Below are 17,946 nucleotides of genomic sequence, written 5' to 3'. Positions count from 1 at the left end.
CGGCAGGGCTGGGAGGGCCGGTAGCCTGCCAGAGCAGGTTACCGGTCGAGGAGGATTACTCCGTTGGGTCGAACTCGATCAGCTTGCCTTCGTCTGTGGCGTCGTGACACCAGAGAGTCGGGTTACTGCCGCTGATGCTACCGGTGATGGCACCCTTACAGAACTGCTGGTCGCCGGAGTCATGGAGACGTTCTGAGGTTTTGGTGTCGGTGGTAGGATCGAAGACGACTTCGTACAACCCCATGGTGGCCGAGGTCAGGTACAGGTGGTAAGCCGTTTCGGACTCTTTCCAGATGTGTATGTCCGCGACATCCCAGCTACCGTCATTGCCTGTGAAGTAGTTGATCGGCGAGATGTTCAGGTCAACACTGCTACCGCCACCGTAGTACATACGCAGGTAGTTGTACGTGTCGCTGCCATTGTTCTCGAACATGGCAAAGAAGCGGTAGGAGTATGAAGTGATGGACGACAGCTCCACCGCTTTGTACTCCTGGGTGCCGAACATGAGGCGATATAGCGGCGTGGCCAGGGTTTTGCTCATGGCTGTGCTGGCATCTGCTGCATTGAGATCATAGCTGTATTCAAACACCGCGATCTGATGGTAATCATCGGTGTCCATCTTGCCAGCACCGCTGACTCCCAGTTTGATCTGGAAGGTATCGTCGGTGGCATTGTAACTGACATCGGCAACCGACAGATCATCACAGGCGCTCAGGCTCCATGCCATGCCTTCTTGCAGGGCAGAAGCGCGTCCTGCGAGATTCGCACTGACGGTATCCGACAGTTCCAGGCTGCTAACAGTCGTTGGGTCAGAGGCCAGGCGAGCGGTGATCCTGGCGGGCTGGGTAGCGGTATCGCAGCTGAAAATAAGCTGTTCGCTGGTGCTTCCCTGTTCCAGCAGAGCAACCGCAAGGCCTTCGTACGTGGTGCTGCTCAATGCTTGCAGTGTCGCCAATTCACGATCCGCCGAGCCGGGCGTGACGTTCATCAGGCTGCTGGTTGTGCTGCTGTTTTTCAGCAGGTACAGCTCACTGCCATTGGTATCCAGATTGACTGGTAATGCCAGGGCGTTCACCTTGTCCTGACCCAGGTTCCAGCTGAGATCCATAATCGGATCTGTCTGGCTGGATGCGGCGGTTTTGGTCGTAGAGGTAAAGGTAGCGCTGACCGAACCGTAACCTTCTTGCGTGGACACTGTGGTGACCGTATCCGTGTCGTACAGGTTAGAGCTGGTGTGCACCACTGTAATAGTATCGTTTGGCCATACCGACAGCGAGGTCAGATCCTGGCCTGGATAGCGACTGGAGCGGACGACACCATTGGTTACCTGGATGCGGGTGGCGTCTTCCAGACCGCTGAACGAGATTGGTGCGCTGACCACTTCGACACCGGGTTCTACCTCGGTTACCGAGGCAAAGCTGAAAGGATCGGGTGTGGTAATGGCAGTACGGGTGCCGGCGATAAACATGGCGGAGCCATTACTGAACTCAACGACCGCATTCGCGTTCCAGCCAAAGTTCGTATACGTGGTGACGGACAGCTGGATGCTGTCACCACTGGCAACTACGGCTGAGGTACCCATATCGGTACCGTTAACGATCAGGCTGCCAACGCCGTTGCGCAGGGTGAATGTCTGGGGTGTATCAAAGCCGCTGACGGTGACGGCGTTACTGATGGCTACGACACCGGGTTCAAGATCTTCTTGCTGCTCGAAGGTGAACGGATCAACGTCGGCGCTTTCGGCACGGGTGGTGGTTTCGAAACTGGTTGAGAAATCACCTATGGTTACGGTGCTGACCACCGTGGTTTCAAAATCGGCAGAAGACTGCTGAACGACACTGATCTGGTCACCGACGGAGACCGTGGCTGAGGTACCAGACAAGGTGCCGTTTATACGCAACTCACCATGGGTGACTGTGATCTCGGGTGAACCTTCGAAGCCGCTCAGGGTGACGGTGTCGCTTTCGTAGCGGGTATCCGGCTCGGCATTACTCAGATTGACCAGATTAAAGCTGTCTGGTGTGGTATCGCCGGTACGGGTGACGGTGCTGAAGGTGTAGCTGTTGCCGTTGATGGTCACCGTGGTGTCTGTTGTGGTGCCAAAACTGTCTGGCACATTCTGAAGCAGACGCAGGGTATCCCCCTCACGGATAGTACCTGACGTAAGCCAGGTGCCACCATTGATCTGGAATTGGCCATTGGTGATGCTGATCGTCGCGTCTTCATCAAAACCCGTGACGGTTACAACGTTGCTGAATATCTCTTCACCCGGAGTGACATTGGCCAGGGAGTCAAATGAGATGGCGTCCGGCGTGTTGTCGATGGCGCGGGTGGTGACGGCAAAAGTGGTGCTGTAATCGCCCAGGGTGATGGTGCTGGTGACTGTCGCACCATAATCACCGCTGCTGGTCAGGCGGAAATAGACCGTGTCACCGGCTGTCACCATCACACCACTGCTGTAAATTGCACCGTTCACGACCACGTAACCCTGATCAAATGCCAGCGCCAGCTGGCCTTCGAAACCCGTCAGGGTGATTTGGTCGGTGCTGACTTGTGTTGCAGGTGCCACATCGGTCACGGCGGGCAAGGTAAAGCTGACTGGGCTGGTATCCGCTGCCCGGGTAGTCACTTCGAAGGTGGTACTGTAATCGCCCAGGGTGATGGTGCTGATGCCGGTGCTGCCAAAATCGTTGGGGGCTTGTTGCTGGATGGCGAGCTGGTCGCCAGCGGAGACGGAGGCGCTTTCACCGACGGATTGGCTGTTAACAATCAGGGTGCCATTGGTAACGGTCAGGGTCAGGCTGCCATCAAAGCCCGACAGGGTAACCGTGGCACTTTGCGAGGTGCTGTTGGGTGCACGGTTGTCCTGGGCCGGGAATGAGAAGCTGTCGGGTGTGGTGTCTGGCTCTGTGTCTGTACCGCTGCCAGCGTCGGGGTCTGTACCTGTGTCAGGATCGGTACCAAATTCAGCATCTTCATCGAAGTCGTAATCCTGCTCGTCAACATCGACTTCAAAGCTGCCCTCATCCATATCAAAGACGATACGCACATCGTCCAGTACCGCATCAAAGCCGGTGCGGTTGGCACGGAAGGCATTATTAAACAGGTCGTAGGTTTGCGGGTCGAGCGCGCGCTCTTCAAACTGGTCGGCGAAGTTGGCCAGAATGACATCTTCTGCTGCTGCCAGTGCGGTTTCATCAAAGCTTTCTGCTTCGTCATCCCAGGCGCTGACCAGAGCGGCCAGGCTTTGCTGGTCGTTGGCCAGGAACAGGGCCAGGGTGGTCAGAGGAGTAACGTTGACCGTAATATCGGCAGCTTCAGCAAAGGAATATTGAATCGCTGTGCTGGTATCATCCGGACGGGCTTCCAGCATGAATGGTGGCGTCATGCCGTCGACGTTAACGCTGAAGCTGCCGTCGTCTTCGATGATCACATTGGTCTGGCGGCCATCCGCGTCATACACAAAGACCGTGCCGTCGATGGCCAGGCCAGTGGCGGCGGTACCGGTCAGAACCGGGCTGTCGGTATCACCGCTGTCAGTATCACCGCCAGTATCACCGCCAGTATCACCGCCAGTATCCTGGCTTTGGTCCTGGTTATCACTTGAGCCTGAGCTTGAATTGCCGCCACAGGCGGTCAGAGTAAGGGTTGAAGCCGCCATAATGGCTAGCATCAGTTTGCTTATTTCCATTGTATTTATTCCATGTTATCGGGCGATTCATGTGGCCCGTAAGCCGAAAATTCGGGCATTAAGGAAAATATTTGCGCGTCTTGTTCTAAAAACGTCAGCAGACTAGGGAAGAAAAAGCGGTTTTCCTTCACCAAATCGGGTGAATTTTCAGTTTTTGTGGTCTTTTGTTCGTCTGTGTCAGTAACTGTTGTTTTTCAAATGACGGTCTGCCTGGGCAGGCGTATGGCTTGGGGGATGTGCTGGGGGGAAGTAGGTGACGCGGTTTGTCGCTTTTACGACATTGTCTTTACAGATGCGGCCATGGTGTTTTTTCTTCTCTCGACTTTTTTGTAAATTACTGATTTTAAAGGATAATATTTTGACCATGAGTGGCTGGTGATTTGCAACGTAACAGCCAACTCCGTGACTGATGCAGGACCACCCATGCGCTATGAACCTTACGATGCCGAATACGCGGCTGTTCCGACTCTGACCGATGGTGAGCGGCTGGATTATTATCTGTTACGTGCTTTCGAAACCGAGGAAAGTTGGAGCTTGCGGGCAGGCAAAGCCTGGTTTGTACGTGATCTGGATGGCCAGCGGGTACTGCCTTTGTGGCCTTACCGGCGTTATGCGCTGGAATCGGCTCTGGATATCTGGGAAGACTGCCGCCCGGATTCTGTCGCTCTGGAGTATTTGCTGGACACCGTACTGCCCGAACTGGCGGCCAATGATGTGATGCTCGATATCATGCCGCGAGGCACAGAGGCCGGCTGTCTGATTACGCCCCACCGGCTGATGAGTATTTTTGAAGGCATGCTGGATGCCGGAGAGTATCGGCTGGAAGGGTAGCCAACGGCTCAGGAGCTGCACTGCGATTACGCTAATGGGCTGATATACTGGCGTTATTTACACCGGAGGCCGTGATGGCAGAGCAGATTCCAGACGACAAGCCATTACCACCAGGGGATTACGAGTGCTGTGAAAGTGGCTGTGATCGCTGTGTGTGGGATATTTATCGTGAGGACGTGGCAGAGTGGGAAGCGGCACAAAAAGCCAAGCGCGCCCAGGCAGAATCAGCACCAGCTCCAACCCCAACCCCCAACGACACTCACAACGGTCAGTAAGTGTATCTGGCTGGTCACTGGTCAGGCTGCTGCTGTCCTCTACTGGTTGTTACGGGCAGGCTGCACCTGTGCCGAACCTTCTCCTCTCGGGTCTGCGGCGGCAGTCACCGCACCGGATACATGATCCCACCGAATTGCCTGCATATTGCCATATTGGCGTCCAGCATCCTTGAGTTGATGACCCAGGGCTTGCAGCTGTTGCCGCTGATCCGGTGTCAGGCTGCCGGGTTCATATTGGATTCTGTCGGGCAGGTATTGGTGGTGAATACGTGGCTGGGCCACCCAGTCTTCGACCGGCTTGTCTTGCATGGCTTGTAATATGCCGAGCAAGACCATGGTGATAATACGGCTGCCGCCCGGAGTGCCAATAATGGCTGTCTGGTCGGCGGAGACCAGCAGGCTGGGACTCATACTCGACAGCGGTCGCTTGCCGGGAGCAATGGCATTGGCTTCTGCACCGACCAGACCATAGGCATTGGGTGCGCCGGGTTTGGCCGAGAAATCATCCATTTCGTTATTCAGCAACACCCCGGTGCCGGGAACGGTAAATGCAGAGCCAAAGGGTAAATTGATGCTGAGCGTGGCAGACACCATATTGCCGTGGGCATCCAGTACTGACAGGTGAGTGGTGTGGAAACCTTCTTCGATGTTTTTGGGGCCAGCTAGCGAGATGGATGGCGTGGCCCGGTCGAGACGGATGCCGTCGGCCCACTGCCGGTTGTGGCTGGTCGACATCAAGTGTTGGGTTGGTACGTCAACAACGTCGGGATCACCAAGGTATTTGGCGCGGTCGTGGTAGGCCCGGCGCATCACTTCGGCCAGCAAGTGGGTTTGTTGTACCTGATCCATGCTGCGCCAGGGAAATTGCGCCAGCATGGTTAACATCTGGGTCAGGGCAATACCACCAGAGGATGGCGGTGGAGCGCTGATCAGGGTGTATTCCCCCAAGGTTGCCGTGATGGGCTGACGTTCTATCACCTGATAGTTTTCCAGGTCCTGTAACGTCCAGTCGCCACCGGCAGCCTGGACGCCTTTAACCAGCGCCGCGGCGGTCGGGCCACGGTAAAAGCCGTCGTGGCCCTGGCTGGCCAGGCGTTCCAGGGTGATGGCCAGTTCGGGTTGCTGGATGAGGTGGCCAACGGCTGGCATCTTGCCGTTACTGAGAAACAGGCGGGCACTGTCGGGGTAACGTTGCAGGGTTTTTAAGCGGTAGTTCAGTAATTTGCGGTATTGCGGGTAAACCGCAAAGCCATCACGGGCCTGTTGGATCGCGGCGTGTAACGAGGTGCTGAGCGGCAAGTGGCCATACTGTTCGGCAAGCCAGTGAAAAGCCGCGGCCTGCCCGGGAATCGCCGCAGCAGTGGGGCCGTTAATGGCCTTGTCGCGGATAACGTTTCCCTGCTCATCGAGATAATAATCACGGTGAGCTGCCAGCGGGGCCTGCTCGCGAGCGTCAACAAAACGGTATTGCTGGCGGTCGGCCAGGTACAGCAGCCAGAAACCACCACCGCCGATGCCAGCGCTGTAAGGCTCAACCACGCCAAGACTGGCAGCAACGGCGATGGCGGCATCAATGGCGTTACCACCGGCATTGAGGATATCCATACCGGCCTGGGTTGCCAATGGGTGGGCGCTGGCAATGGCATGGGAACCGGGGGGCTGGGGCCTGACGATCAGGGTTGTTTCAGGCGTGGCAGGCGCAGTGGCTTGGAGAGTGGTTGCTGGAGATGTAGTTGTTTGAGACGTGGTTATTGGAGATGTCGCCGTGGACGGCTCTTCGGTTTGGGCACAGGCAACCACCCCGATCAATATGAGTAATAACAAGCCCGGGCGGTAAACGAGTGGCTGGTGTAACAGTCGGGATAATAAGGTTGCGGTCATCGGTCATCCTGAATGGCGGCGGAAGGCCGTATAGAAGATGCCAGTGTGCGCAACCCGATAGCGTGCTGCAAGGCAAACACGCTATCGTCAGCAGAACAGGGTGTTCAGCTCAGAGGGTCAGTTCAGGAAGCTTGTTTGCCCGTCAGGCGTTCGTACTTGGCTTCGAGCTCTTCCTGGGTTTCGGTGTTGTTTTCGTCCAGCGGAATACAATCGACAGGGCAGACCAGCTGACACTGGGGCTCGTCGTAGTGGCCAACACATTCTGTACATTTGCCTGGATCGATCTCGTAAATCTCTTCACCGGCAGAAATTGCTTCGTTGGGGCACTCAGGCTCACACACGTCACAGTTGATACATTCATCAGTAATAATTAACGACATTTATTCCTCCGTCAGGCGTGTGGCCGTGACTCATTAACATGTTTTACCAAGGCGTCTGCGACTGCCGGGTGTACGAAGTTGCTGATATTGCCCTGCAAGGAGGCAATTTCGCGCACCAGAGTGGATGAAATAAACGAATATTTCTCCGCCGGTGTCAGAAACATGCTCTCGACACGTGGAGCCAGCACGCGATTCATATTGGCGAGCTGGAATTCGTATTCGAAATCCGAGACGGCACGCAGGCCTCGCAAGATGATGTTGGCATCGCGTTCCTGGACAAAATCTGCCAGCAGGTTACTGAAGCCGACAACTTCAACATTGGGCAGATGGGCCAGCACTTCACGGGCCAGGTCGACGCGTTCGTCCAGTTCCAGCATAGGCCGTTTTTTCTGATTGTCTGCAACTGCAACGATGATGTGGTCAAACATCTTCGCTGCGCGTTCAACCAGATCCGTATGGCCATTGGTAATGGGGTCGAACGTACCGGGGTAGACGACAGTATTCATGGCTGTGGCCTCTGAGGTTCAGGTCGGGCGCATAGTAAACAAAAGCTACCCAAGCCACAATAAAGGTTACAACGGTTGTTCATGACCATGGTCAGGCCATTGATCAGACTGTTGCTGGCTTTGGGCGGCAATTGCCAGTGAAAAAGCAAATAGCAAATGGTGCCGGATGTCATCATAACAGTTGTTGCCCCATCAGCATTGGGCCAGCACTCCGGCCGGTACAGGGGTTTCCAGAATCGCGGCGATGGTATGGATCAGGTCGCGTTCAGCCGGGCGCAATATACCGTCAGCACGGCCGCAGGCTACCATGGATTTGATCAATCGGCCTTTGATATGGGGGTATAGCTCGGTCAGCCGGGTGAGCGACTGGTTCAACGGTTTCAGGCTGTTGCCTGGTGGCTGAAACTGAATACCAAGTGAACCAAAAGCCCCGTCAGCCAGACTCATCTGAAAGGCCTGGGCGGCGCTTTCCGAGTCATCGTGGCCTTTGGCGGCCAGGAACGACAGTAATACGGCGATGTCGTCAGCGACTGCTTCGGGCTTGCTGTAGCGGGCCTTGACCGGGGTGACCTTGTTAAAGTGGCCAGCAAGATACTGACTCAGCAAACGGAACAGACACCATTCAAACAGATCAATCTGGCCATCCGCTTTCATCAGGCCTATCAGCAGGGTGTGGAAGGTACGGTACTGGTTTTCGGATAGCTGTTTGAGAGCCGGAATGGCCAGTTCAACCAGTGGTAACCGTTGTTCTGGCGCCAGAGCCTGGATTGCAGGAATCAGCCGCAGGGCCTGTTGGTATGTCTCGCGACCGGCCTGTTGCAGAATAAGATTCAGCTGTTGGTCGTGCACAAAACGCTCGGGAGGAGCCAGCAGCAGTGCATAAATGAGTGCCTGAGCCTGATGCGGGTCACGGGCCTGGTCGGACAGAGACATGGCCGGGCTGCCCGAATGATGATCGGCCGGGCTATTGATCGTATTGATAGTATGGCTGGCAGCGTCTGGACGCTCGCTGGTTGCTGCAACAGCCGCGGCAACCCCCATGACACCAGCCAGTCGGCTGGCACTGGATGAGTGATCAACCAGCTCTGGGTTGGCCTGTTCGGCATCGGTTCTGGCCTGTGGTGCGAGATAACGGCCGTCCCAGGTGGGTTCGATGCGGCGGATACGTTGTTCCAGCGGCGGGTGTGTTGCAAACAGTGGCAGGCGGAAGTGCATGGCGCTGCCAAAAAACAGGTGGGCGGTTTCTTCGCGCTCCGGGCTGCTGATGTCGCTGCCACTGCCATGACCAATCACTTTCAGTGCTTCACCAATACTTTCCGGGTTTCGGGTGTACTGCACTGCGGAGGCGTCGGCGAGAAATTCACGTTGTCGTGAAACCGCTGCCTTGATCAGGTTGCCAAAAAAAACGCCGATATAACCCAGTACCAGCAATGCCAGGCCAATGGCCCAGAATGGCGCGCTGTTATTGCGTTTGTCGCTGGAACTCAGCAGGCGGCGCTGGCTGGTGGCTTCGATAATAAAACGGCCGCTCAGGGCAATAAACAGAATGCCGAATAACAGCGCCATCAACCGGATATTCAGCCGCATGTCACCATTGGCAATATGGCTGAATTCGTGGGCAATAACCCCTTGCAGCTGGTCGCGGCTGAGCTTGGTCATGCAGCCTCGGGTAACGCCGACCACCGCATCGGAGGCCTGATAACCGGCGGCAAAGGCGTTGATGCTGTCGTCGTCCAGTACATAGACAGGTGGTACCGGCATACCGGCGGCAATGGCCATTTCTTCCACGACATTAAGCAAGCGGCGTTCGTAAAAATCGCTGCTGTTGGGGGGCAGGCGATGGCCGCCGAGAGATTCGGCCACCACATGACCGCCACCTCGCAGGTTGAGCCAGCGATACAGGCTGGCCAGTCCGATGACCATCATCACCAGTGCCGAGATGATCAGGATTCGTTCTGTCGAGAGGGAATCAAAAAAGGAGAGGCCAGGCTGACCCGCCCGGGCGGCCAGCTCAACACTGTTGATGGTCTGACCCTGGCCGTACCAGATAATCAGTGCTACCAGCAGGTTGATGGCAGCCACCAGCGCCACCACGGCCAAAACAAACAGCAGAATCAGTCGCCGGGTTTGTTTGCGGGCCTGATCCTGATGGTTAAAGAAGTCCATATTGTATCCACTCTGCCTGTACGGTCGGGGCTAATCAGAAAGACACTTTGGGTGCTGCCTGGATGGCGGCACTGTCGGCAAATTCGAGCAGGCGTGCATCTTCCCGGTGACCAAACAGGCCGGCAAACATTACCGGTGGAAAGGACTGGCGATAGCTGTTGTAGGTGGTGACGGCATCGTTGAAGGCCTGACGGGCAAACGAGACGCGGTTTTCGGTGCTGGTCAGTTCTTCCGAGACTTGCATCATGTTCTGATTGGCTTTGAGATCCGGGTAGGCTTCCATCACCACGTTGAGGCGACCGAGGGCACCGGTCAGGGCACCTTCGCCGTTCATCAGTTGTTGCATGGCATCGGCGGCCCCAGGGTGGCTGGCAGCGGCTTTCAGTCCTGCGGCCGCGCTGTTGCGCGCGTTGATAACGGCTTCAAGGGTTTCGCGCTCGTGGCTCATATAAGCCTTGGCGGTTTCTACCAGATTGGGAATCAGGTCGTAGCGCCGTTTCAGTTGCACTTCGATCTGGGCAAAGCTGTTTTCGTAACGGTTGCGGTAGCTCACCAGAGTGTTGTAAATCGACACCAGATAAATCAGCAGCAAGGCAATAACAACCAGCGTGACAATGGTAGATATATCCATAACAGTTCCTTTCTCGGTTAGCTCGTCCTCGATATGCTGACATGACGGGGTCGAGGATCGTGTGACGCATGATTATTGACGAAGATTAATTCCGCACCCAGTCGCCGTTGGCAGTCTGGTAATACAGTCCCTGTTTGTTGGCTTTGGTCGTCAGTTTTTCTCCGGCAATTTTTTCAATACTGGCCAGTGGTGCGTTTTGTTTGTTGGCAATTTCCTGGTAGTGGATCTTGCGCTTGAGATTGATCTCAACCATCAGGGCGGCGGCTTCAGTATGGCTGGTATCGACCAGGCCAAGGTAGCCGTCCAGTCGTTCGCCCACCAAACCCGACTCCCGAGCGGTGTCAAGGTCGATGGCCATAACCGAAAAGGACAGCATCAGGGTGCAGAGTGCCAGCAGCAGTCGTTTCATGAATATCTCCATAACTCAGAACAGGGCGTCGTTTTCTTCAAACAGATTGTCGAGATCTTTTTCTACCTTGACCCGGACTTCGTGTTCAATCTTGACGTTAAGGTTGATGGTAATGGGTTTTTCGGGAGCGGCCAGTTTGACGGTACAGGCTGATAAAACGCTGGCCAGAACAATCGCAGACACGCTCAAGACAATGCGGGGGGTGTATGGCATAACAAGCCTCCTGGGCAATTGGACTCTACTGTAACGTTGGATTGTGGCAATGCAACCGCTGTCTGGCGTCAGTAGACAGTCAGTACCCGGGTCTGGCATGGTCGTCAGGGGATCGGTTGATCGATCAGACAGTGCAGCTTTACCGTGCCTGGAATGATAATACGTGGATACGGTGTTTGATCAGGACTTTGGTTTATTTTATGGCATGGTTGACTTTCTAATGACAAATAGCCTTGTGCGATTCCCTCTGACAGCATGGTTGCTGTTGATCCTGGCCTGTCCTGTGATGGCGGAATCCATCCGGGTTGCGGTGGGCATTTCCATGTCGCCCTATATTATTACTGAAGAAGATTCAGGGGCAGAGCTGGAGATTGTTCGCGAAGCGCTGGCGCTGCAAGGGTATGACATCGAGCCAGTGTATGTACCTTATATCCGGGTGCGCAGTCTGTTGCATCAGGGAAATGTGGCGGCGGCGATGACCTTGCCCAAGACCGATGAACCAGCGGATAAAAGCATCTTCTTTTCAGATGAATACATTACTTATCACAACGTGGCGGTGGCGCTGGCATCCGCCGGGATCAAGCTGGATCACGTTGCCAATATGGCCGATTATCGTGTGCTGGGGTTTCAGACCGCCCAGCAGCTCTTGGGGCCGGAATACGGGCGCATGAGTCTTCGTAACCCTCAATACAGTGAAACCATACGGCAAAATCGCCAGATAGAAATGTTGTTCTCTGGACGTACTGAGATGATTGTTATTGATCAACATATTTTTGATTTTTATCGAAATCAGACAACCCGGGTGAATACCGGACTCAAGGTGGATGTGTTTGATGTGTTGGATCCTGTCCACTATCGGGTTGGCTTTCGCAATCCGGCCTTGCGGGATAAATTTAACGTCGGGTTGCAGCAATTGCGTCAGAGTGGCCGTTATCAGACGATTCTGGATCGTTATTTAAAGTAGTCTGCTGTTTTTTTCATGTATTGGATACCACCTTTCAAGAGGCAATTATCGCCATGAAAAGGGCCATTATGGCAGTGAAAATGCGGATTTCGTCAACACTGAAGCAGCCTAATACCATCGTCCCTTGCGTTCAGTCATGCTGTTTGATTCCAATGAGCTCGTAAAACTCGCTATAATTCGCGCGATTCTAATTCTGATAAGCCGTATTAGCTTAAAAAGGGGACCGTTGTGAAACATCTGAAAGCGCTGATTCTGGTTGCTGCCACCTTATTGGTTTCGCAAGCATTCGCTGCGACAGCTACTAATGAAGAAAACATTCGCGAACGTATCGCCCCGGTGGGTGACGTTTGTGTGGGTGCAGAGTGTGGTGGTGCTGTTGTGGTTGCATCCGGTCCTCGCTCTGGCGAAGACATCTATGGTGCTGCCTGTATTGCCTGCCATGGTAGCGGTATTCTGGGTGCTCCAAAGAAAGGCGATACTGCTGCCTGGAACACTCGTTTGGATAAAGGCTTTGAAGCCACGTTGAGCAATGCGGTCAACGGCCTCAATGCCATGCCACCAAAAGGTAACTGCCTGGATTGCTCGGAAGATGAGCTGCTGGCGGCTATCAAGTTTATGTCTGGTCACGAGTAATCTTCGGTTACTTTGCCACAGGCACAAAAAAAGCCGCGTTATCGCGGCTTTTTTTGTGCCTGTGATTTGTCCCGGCCCGGTGTTGCTGTGTTGCTCATCCGGGCTGGGTCAGGCATCAGTCGGCGATATTCAGCGCCCGACGCATAAACTCAGGCATGGCCATACCGGCCGCATGGATTTCGGCATTATAGTACTCCGTGCGGAACGGTTTGGCTGCGGCGTCTTCGATACGGAAGCTGGTGGTATCCCCCCCCTTGCTGGCCAGAGTACAGCTCCACCAACCGGATGGGTAAATCACTTGCGGAAACTGCACGGTGTGGCTGCTGGTAGCACCGGCGGCGGCCATATCAACATGGATTTTCTTGATGATGGAGTCACTGTGGTACAGCGGTGATTCCGACTGTTGTACCACAATGCCCAGTGGCGCCAGCGCCGTGAAGCAGTCCTTGTAAAAATCGATGGCAAACAGTCCTTCTGCCGGGCCAACAGGGTCGGTGCTGTCGATAATAATCACATCCAGGGATTCCGGTGCGCGATCCTTGATCCACTGAATGCCATCGGCAAATAAAATATTGGCCCTTGGGTCGGCGTTGGATTCACACAGTTCCGGGAAGTGTTGCTCCGACATGCGGGTCACAAGCTCATCGATATCGATTTGCCAGACCTGCTCAACGCCGGGGTGTTTCAGCACTTCGCGCAGGGTGCCACAGTCGCCACCACCAATAATGGCAACGTTTTTGGGGGCCGGGTGAGCGAACAGCGCTATATGCGACATCATTTCGTGGTACACAAAGTTCTCACGGGTAGAGACCATGGTGCAGCCATCAATCACCATCAGCTTGCCGAAGGTTTCCGTGTCGTAGATATCAATGCGCTGGAATTCGCTTTGAACGCTGTCGATTTTGCCCTTCACTTTCAGGGAAAAGGCAGAGCCTTGTTGATCAAATACTTCGGTAAACCAGCCGTCTGCCAGTGAGTGTGTCATATTGGATACTCAAATGAATCGATGTTCTTTAAAATCGGCGGCTGGCAGCACGACGGATATGCCGTCCGCGCTCGCCCCGACAGCGATCTGTGCGTTGATCCGTGAATTGATCTAACGCCGGTCGTTGCGGATTTTGCGAGCCGATAACAGCTGCCGTTACCGCGACCATTCTTTGGCGCAGCAAGATACCTTAACCACGGATTCGCGCCAAGTGAATCAGCATTCAGGATAGCCCATGACCACCGCCCAACCTGCCTCCGCCAGTGATGTCTATAACCTGCCTTACTGGAGTGAGGGTTATGCCCGTATCAATGATCTGGGCAACCTGAGTATTCACCCGGATGCATCCCCGTCTGCAGGTATCGACCTCGAAGGGTTATCGGCACTGGTGCGTCAGGAAGGCCTGCGTTTGCCGGTCTTGCTGCGCTTCCCCGGTATTCTGCATCACCGGGTGGGCAGTCTGGTGCAGGCTTTTGAGCAGGCACGCCAGGCATGTGATTATCAGGGCGGGTTTACGCCGGTTTACCCCATCAAGGTCAACCAGCAGCAACCGGTGGTGGCGCAAATTGTTGCCGGTCAGCGCCTGGCGGGCATTGAACGGATCGGGCTGGAAGCCGGCAGCAAGCCGGAGCTGATTGCGGTACTGGCGCAAACCCGTGATATCAAGGCGACGATTGTGTGTAACGGCTACAAGGATGCGCATTTTGTGCGGCTGGCGCTGATGGCAGAGAAAATGGGCCATCATGTGTTTCTGGTGATCGAAAAACTGTCGGAATTACCCATGATCCTGCGCGAAGCGGAGCGGGTTGGCGTCCAGCCTCGGCTGGGGGTGCGGGCACGGCTGGCCACCATCGGCAAGGGCAACTGGCAGAATACCGGCGGTGAAAAATCCAAGTTTGGCCTGTCGGCCCTGCAGATTCTGCAAGTGGTGGAGCTGCTGCGTCAGCAAGGGCAGCTGGAGACGCTGCAGTTATTGCATTTCCACCTGGGCTCGCAGCTGGCCAATATCCACGATATTCATACCGGTTTGCGCGAGTGCAGCCGTATCTTTGCCGAGCTGGTGACGCTGGGGGTTCCGGTGCAGTGGCTGGATGTCGGGGGCGGCCTGGGCGTGGATTACGAAGGCACACGCTCGCGCAGTTATTGCTCAATGAACTACAGCATGCAGGAATATGCCCGCAAAGTCGTGGAAGCCATGAAGGAGATCTGCGCCGAAATCGGTGCCCCGGAACCTCATATTCTGACGGAATCCGGTCGTGCCATGACTGCTCACCACGCGGTGTTATTAACCGAAATCATTGACCATGAGCGGCCCCTTGATGGCGAGCTGGAGCCAATGCAAGACAGCGACCCTGTGTGCCTCAAAGGTCTGTATCGGGCGTATGACACCTTGCTGGCATCTCGCAGTAGCGGTCTGGTGGAGTTGTTTCACGATATCCAGCACTGGGTGGCGGAAGCCCATGCCTCGTTCAGTCTCGGGCTGTTGTCACTGGCGCAGCGAGCCAGTGTTGAAACCCTGTACGCCCGTACCTGCCAGTTGCTGGTGGAAAAGCTGAACCCCGGCAATCGTGCTCATCGGCCCCTGCTGGACGAACTGCAAGAGAAGCTGGCCGACAAGGTATTTGTGAATTTTTCGCTGTTCCAGTCTTTGCCGGATATCTGGGGCATCAACCAGATTTTCCCTATCCTGCCGGTGACGGGGCTGGATCAGCCGATGGCGTATCGCGGCGTGTTGCAAGACATCACCTGTGATTCGGATGGCCGTATTGATAATTATGTTGAAAATGACGGTCTGGGCACCAGCTTGCCGCTGCCATCGATCAATCGCGGCGATATGCTGGCGTTTTTTATGGTGGGGGCTTATCAGGAGATTCTCGGCGATTTGCACAACCTGTTCGGGGATACCGACTCGGTGGATGTTGTGCTGGATGCCGAAGGCCAGCCACAGCTGCACAATCCGGTGTGGGGCGATCATATTGCCAAGGTGTTGGGTTACGTCAATTTTAATGAAGATGATATTCGCCACCGCCTGCTCAGTCAGGTAGAACAGAGCGCACTGGATGACAGCGACAAAGCGATGTTCCAGCGTGAACTGGCGGAATCCATGCAGGCGTACACCTACTTGCAGTTATAAGCGCTGGCCTGAATATTCAAGCCAGCAAGCCCCGCTGATGCGGGGTTTGATGTACGGAACGGAGCAAAACCGGTCAACCGTCGTGTGACCGCTGACCGGCCTTCAGTCCGGAGTCATCACTCAGGACAAGTGATTGACAGCTTCCATGCCATAGACAGGGGTTGCAATCCCTTCCATGCGAGCCTTGATTTGCAGGGACAGATATTGCGAGTAATGACGCGACTGATGCAGGTTACCGCCGTGGAACCACAGCGCCTGCTGGTGAGTGGGTTTCCACATATTGCGCAATTCCCCTTCCCATGGTCCTGGGTCCTTGGTGGTTTGCGATCCCATGCCCCAGCATTTGCCCACCTTGTCGGCGACTTCCTGGGAAATAATCCGGGCGGCCCAGCCGTTCATCGAGCCATAGCCGGTGGCGTAGACAATCAGGTCGGCAGGTAGCTCCGTGCCGTCGGTCAGTATCACCGAGTGGGGTAATATCTGTTCGATGGTGGTGCGGCTTTTCAGCTTGATATCGCCGTTGGCTATCAACTCGGATGCCCCCACGTCAATATAGTAGCCCGATGCCCGGCGCAGGTATTTCATAAACAGACCGGAGCCATCATCGCCAAAATCAAGCATAAATCCGGCTTTCTCCAGGCTTTGATAAAACTCGGCATCCTGCTCGGCCACTTCTTTGTAGATGGGAATATGGAATTCCGGCATCACCTTGAAAGGAATTGAGGCAAAGGTCAGATCGGCCTTGTAGGTCGTCATACCGTTTTGTACCGCTTCTTCGGAATACAAGCCTCCCAGTACCTTGTCCATCAGGGTATCGGATTTGATGATATGAGTGGAAGAACGCTGGATCATGGTAACGTCGGCACCGTGTTCCCACAGCGCGGCACAGATATCGTGGGCGGAGTTGTTAGCTCCCAGTACCACAACACGTTTACCGGCATAGGCTTCGCCACCTGGGTGCTGGCTGGAGTGATGCTGTTCACCTTCGAAACTGTCTTGCCCTGGAATCCTGGGAATATTCGGGATACCCGACATTCCGGTTGCCAGCACCAGCTGTTTGGGGCGCAAGGTCAATGCTTCACCCTGACGATTGACCTGTACTACCCACTCTTCGGCCTGTTCGTCATAGTGGGCTGAAGTGCATTCGGTCGAACCCCAGTAATTCAATTCCATCACCTTGGTGTACATCTCCAGCCAGTCACCGATTTTGTCTTTCGGTGCAAAGACGGGCCAGTGATCAGGGAAGGGCAGGTACGGCATATGGTCGTACCAGACCGGATCATGCAAGCATAAGGACTTGTAGCGTCGACGCCAGGCATCGCCGGGTTTTTCCAGCTTGTCGATGATCAGGGTTGGTACTTCCAGCTGGCGCAGCCGCGCACCAAGACCGATTCCTCCCTGGCCGCCACCAATAATCAGGCAATAAGGCTGCTTTTCGTAGCCCAGTTCGGCTTCTTCCTGCTGGCGCTTTTCCTGCCAGGTTTGACGGTTACGCTGAATACCATGTTCTGCTCCTCGAGGGCGTTGGGCATTACGTTTTTCCGGAAAATCTTTCAGCTCCACCATGGTGGTCAGTAGCGTCCAGGCTTGCCCCTGACGTAGGCGCAGATGGCCTCGTCCGTGAGCGACAGCCGTGTCGAAACAGATCCAGGCTTCAATCACACCGTTGTTGTCGGTGGCTTCTTCTTCCAGCCGCCAATTGGATGGCTGCACCTGAGCGAGTGTTTCGGTCAGCATCGCCTGTATGGCGTCCCGGCCTTCCAGGGTTTTGATATTCCAGGTGAAGGCGACCAGATCGCGCCAGAACCCTTGCGGTTCAAACAGGGACGTAGCCGCTGCGGTATTACGGTTCTGTAACGCCTGATTGAAGTGATCGAGCCAGGTTTGTGCCTCAATGGATGCGGGGGACTGTGGTGACGTTGCCGCCGGTGTGGCTGTGGAATTCCGGGTCATGGATAACTCCTGCTTTCTCTTGTTGTTTTTATTTGGGCGCTGAGCCTCTGATGGGTTATAGCAGCTGCTGTGCCAGATTGAGTGCATTGTTATTTGTTCTTATAACTTACTGATAAATAATAAGATTTATTTTTAATCGGAATATCTGTAGCGGTACTGGAGGCAAGCTGTGAAACAGCTGTAACGCCGAAAACGATACAGCTGCAGTGGTCACATTACAGTTGTAACGCTGAACGAAAGTGGAACGAATGGGCCTGTGACAGCCACTACATAGTCTCTTTAGACTGATTGACC

At 54.9% G+C, this 17,946-nt stretch carries 15 protein-coding genes; 5 read left to right on the top strand and 10 right to left on the bottom strand.

All coding sequences use genetic code 11. The annotated features are described in order from the left end of the window. Positions 1-55: 55 nt before the first annotated feature. On the bottom strand, positions 56-3,691 hold the full coding sequence (locus Q8W24_RS12330) for a hypothetical protein (protein ID WP_305475482.1): 3,636 nt from the start codon (positions 3,689-3,691) through the stop codon (positions 56-58). Between the two features lie 423 nt (positions 3,692-4,114). Here Q8W24_RS12330 and Q8W24_RS12325 point away from each other — a divergent pair, with 423 nt between their 5' ends. Together Q8W24_RS12325 and Q8W24_RS12320 are read left to right on the top strand one after the other, a co-directional pair. Next, the gene (locus tag Q8W24_RS12325) at positions 4,115-4,522 is read left to right on the top strand and encodes a DUF2750 domain-containing protein (protein ID WP_303432864.1); all 408 of its coding nucleotides are present in this window, start codon (positions 4,115-4,117) and stop codon (positions 4,520-4,522) included. A 74-nt stretch (positions 4,523-4,596) separates the two neighbouring features. Beyond that, complete coding sequence (locus Q8W24_RS12320) at positions 4,597-4,797, top strand: oxidoreductase-like domain-containing protein (protein WP_305475481.1); 201 nt, start codon at positions 4,597-4,599, stop codon at positions 4,795-4,797. 39 nt (positions 4,798-4,836) lie between these two features. Here Q8W24_RS12320 and ggt read toward each other — a convergent pair whose 3' ends face one another. The 7 genes from ggt to Q8W24_RS12285 form a co-directional block, all read right to left on the bottom strand. Next, entirely contained in the window at positions 4,837-6,678 is a 1,842-nt protein-coding gene (gene ggt, locus Q8W24_RS12315; protein ID WP_305475480.1) for a gamma-glutamyltransferase, read from the bottom strand. Positions 6,679-6,800: 122 nt separating this feature from the next. Then, positions 6,801-7,058, bottom strand: coding sequence for a YfhL family 4Fe-4S dicluster ferredoxin (locus Q8W24_RS12310; protein ID WP_303432867.1), 258 nt, complete (start codon positions 7,056-7,058; stop codon positions 6,801-6,803). Between the two features lie 11 nt (positions 7,059-7,069). After that, complete coding sequence (coaD, locus tag Q8W24_RS12305) at positions 7,070-7,564, bottom strand: pantetheine-phosphate adenylyltransferase (protein WP_303432868.1); 495 nt, start codon at positions 7,562-7,564, stop codon at positions 7,070-7,072. 192 nt (positions 7,565-7,756) lie between these two features. Then, positions 7,757-9,730: a M48 family metallopeptidase gene (locus tag Q8W24_RS12300; RefSeq protein ID WP_305475479.1), complete on the bottom strand. Its 1,974-nt coding sequence runs from the start codon at positions 9,728-9,730 to the stop codon at positions 7,757-7,759. Between the two features lie 34 nt (positions 9,731-9,764). Continuing rightward, positions 9,765-10,361 (bottom strand): LemA family protein, encoded by a 597-nt coding sequence (locus Q8W24_RS12295; protein WP_303432870.1) that lies wholly within the window; start codon positions 10,359-10,361, stop codon positions 9,765-9,767. Between the two features lie 85 nt (positions 10,362-10,446). Beyond that, the gene (locus tag Q8W24_RS12290) at positions 10,447-10,770 is read right to left on the bottom strand and encodes a YdbL family protein (RefSeq protein WP_303432871.1); all 324 of its coding nucleotides are present in this window, start codon (positions 10,768-10,770) and stop codon (positions 10,447-10,449) included. A gap of 15 nt (positions 10,771-10,785) precedes the next feature. Next, positions 10,786-10,983, bottom strand: coding sequence for a YnbE family lipoprotein (locus tag Q8W24_RS12285; protein WP_303432874.1), 198 nt, complete (start codon positions 10,981-10,983; stop codon positions 10,786-10,788). Positions 10,984-11,203: 220 nt separating this feature from the next. Here Q8W24_RS12285 and Q8W24_RS12280 point away from each other — a divergent pair, with 220 nt between their 5' ends. Beyond that, a complete protein-coding gene (locus Q8W24_RS12280) occupies positions 11,204-11,947 on the top strand; it encodes an ABC transporter substrate-binding protein (protein ID WP_303432876.1) in 744 nt (247 codons plus the stop codon). Between the two features lie 228 nt (positions 11,948-12,175). Next, the gene (locus Q8W24_RS12275; RefSeq protein ID WP_303432878.1) at positions 12,176-12,580 is read left to right on the top strand and encodes a cytochrome c5 family protein; all 405 of its coding nucleotides are present in this window, start codon (positions 12,176-12,178) and stop codon (positions 12,578-12,580) included. A 115-nt stretch (positions 12,581-12,695) separates the two neighbouring features. Here Q8W24_RS12275 and speE read toward each other — a convergent pair whose 3' ends face one another. Beyond that, a complete protein-coding gene (gene speE, locus Q8W24_RS12270) occupies positions 12,696-13,565 on the bottom strand; it encodes a polyamine aminopropyltransferase (protein ID WP_303432880.1) in 870 nt (289 codons plus the stop codon). Positions 13,566-13,800: 235 nt separating this feature from the next. Between speE and speA the strand changes: the two genes are divergently transcribed. Beyond that, positions 13,801-15,699 carry a biosynthetic arginine decarboxylase gene (gene speA, locus Q8W24_RS12265; RefSeq protein WP_303432882.1) on the top strand — a complete coding sequence of 633 codons (1,899 nt, stop codon included), beginning with the start codon at positions 13,801-13,803 and terminating at the stop codon, positions 15,697-15,699. A 120-nt stretch (positions 15,700-15,819) separates the two neighbouring features. Here the strand turns inward: speA and Q8W24_RS12260 are convergent, their stop codons facing one another. Beyond that, entirely contained in the window at positions 15,820-17,652 is a 1,833-nt protein-coding gene (locus Q8W24_RS12260; RefSeq protein WP_303432883.1) for an NAD(P)/FAD-dependent oxidoreductase, read from the bottom strand. Positions 17,653-17,946 lie beyond the last annotated feature (294 nt).

Origin of the sequence: Oceanobacter sp. 4_MG-2023, assembly GCF_030689165.1 — a bacterium.
GTDB lineage: Bacteria > Pseudomonadota > Gammaproteobacteria > Pseudomonadales > Oceanobacteraceae > Oceanobacter.
This window is presented reverse-complemented; position numbering and strand designations above follow the sequence as displayed.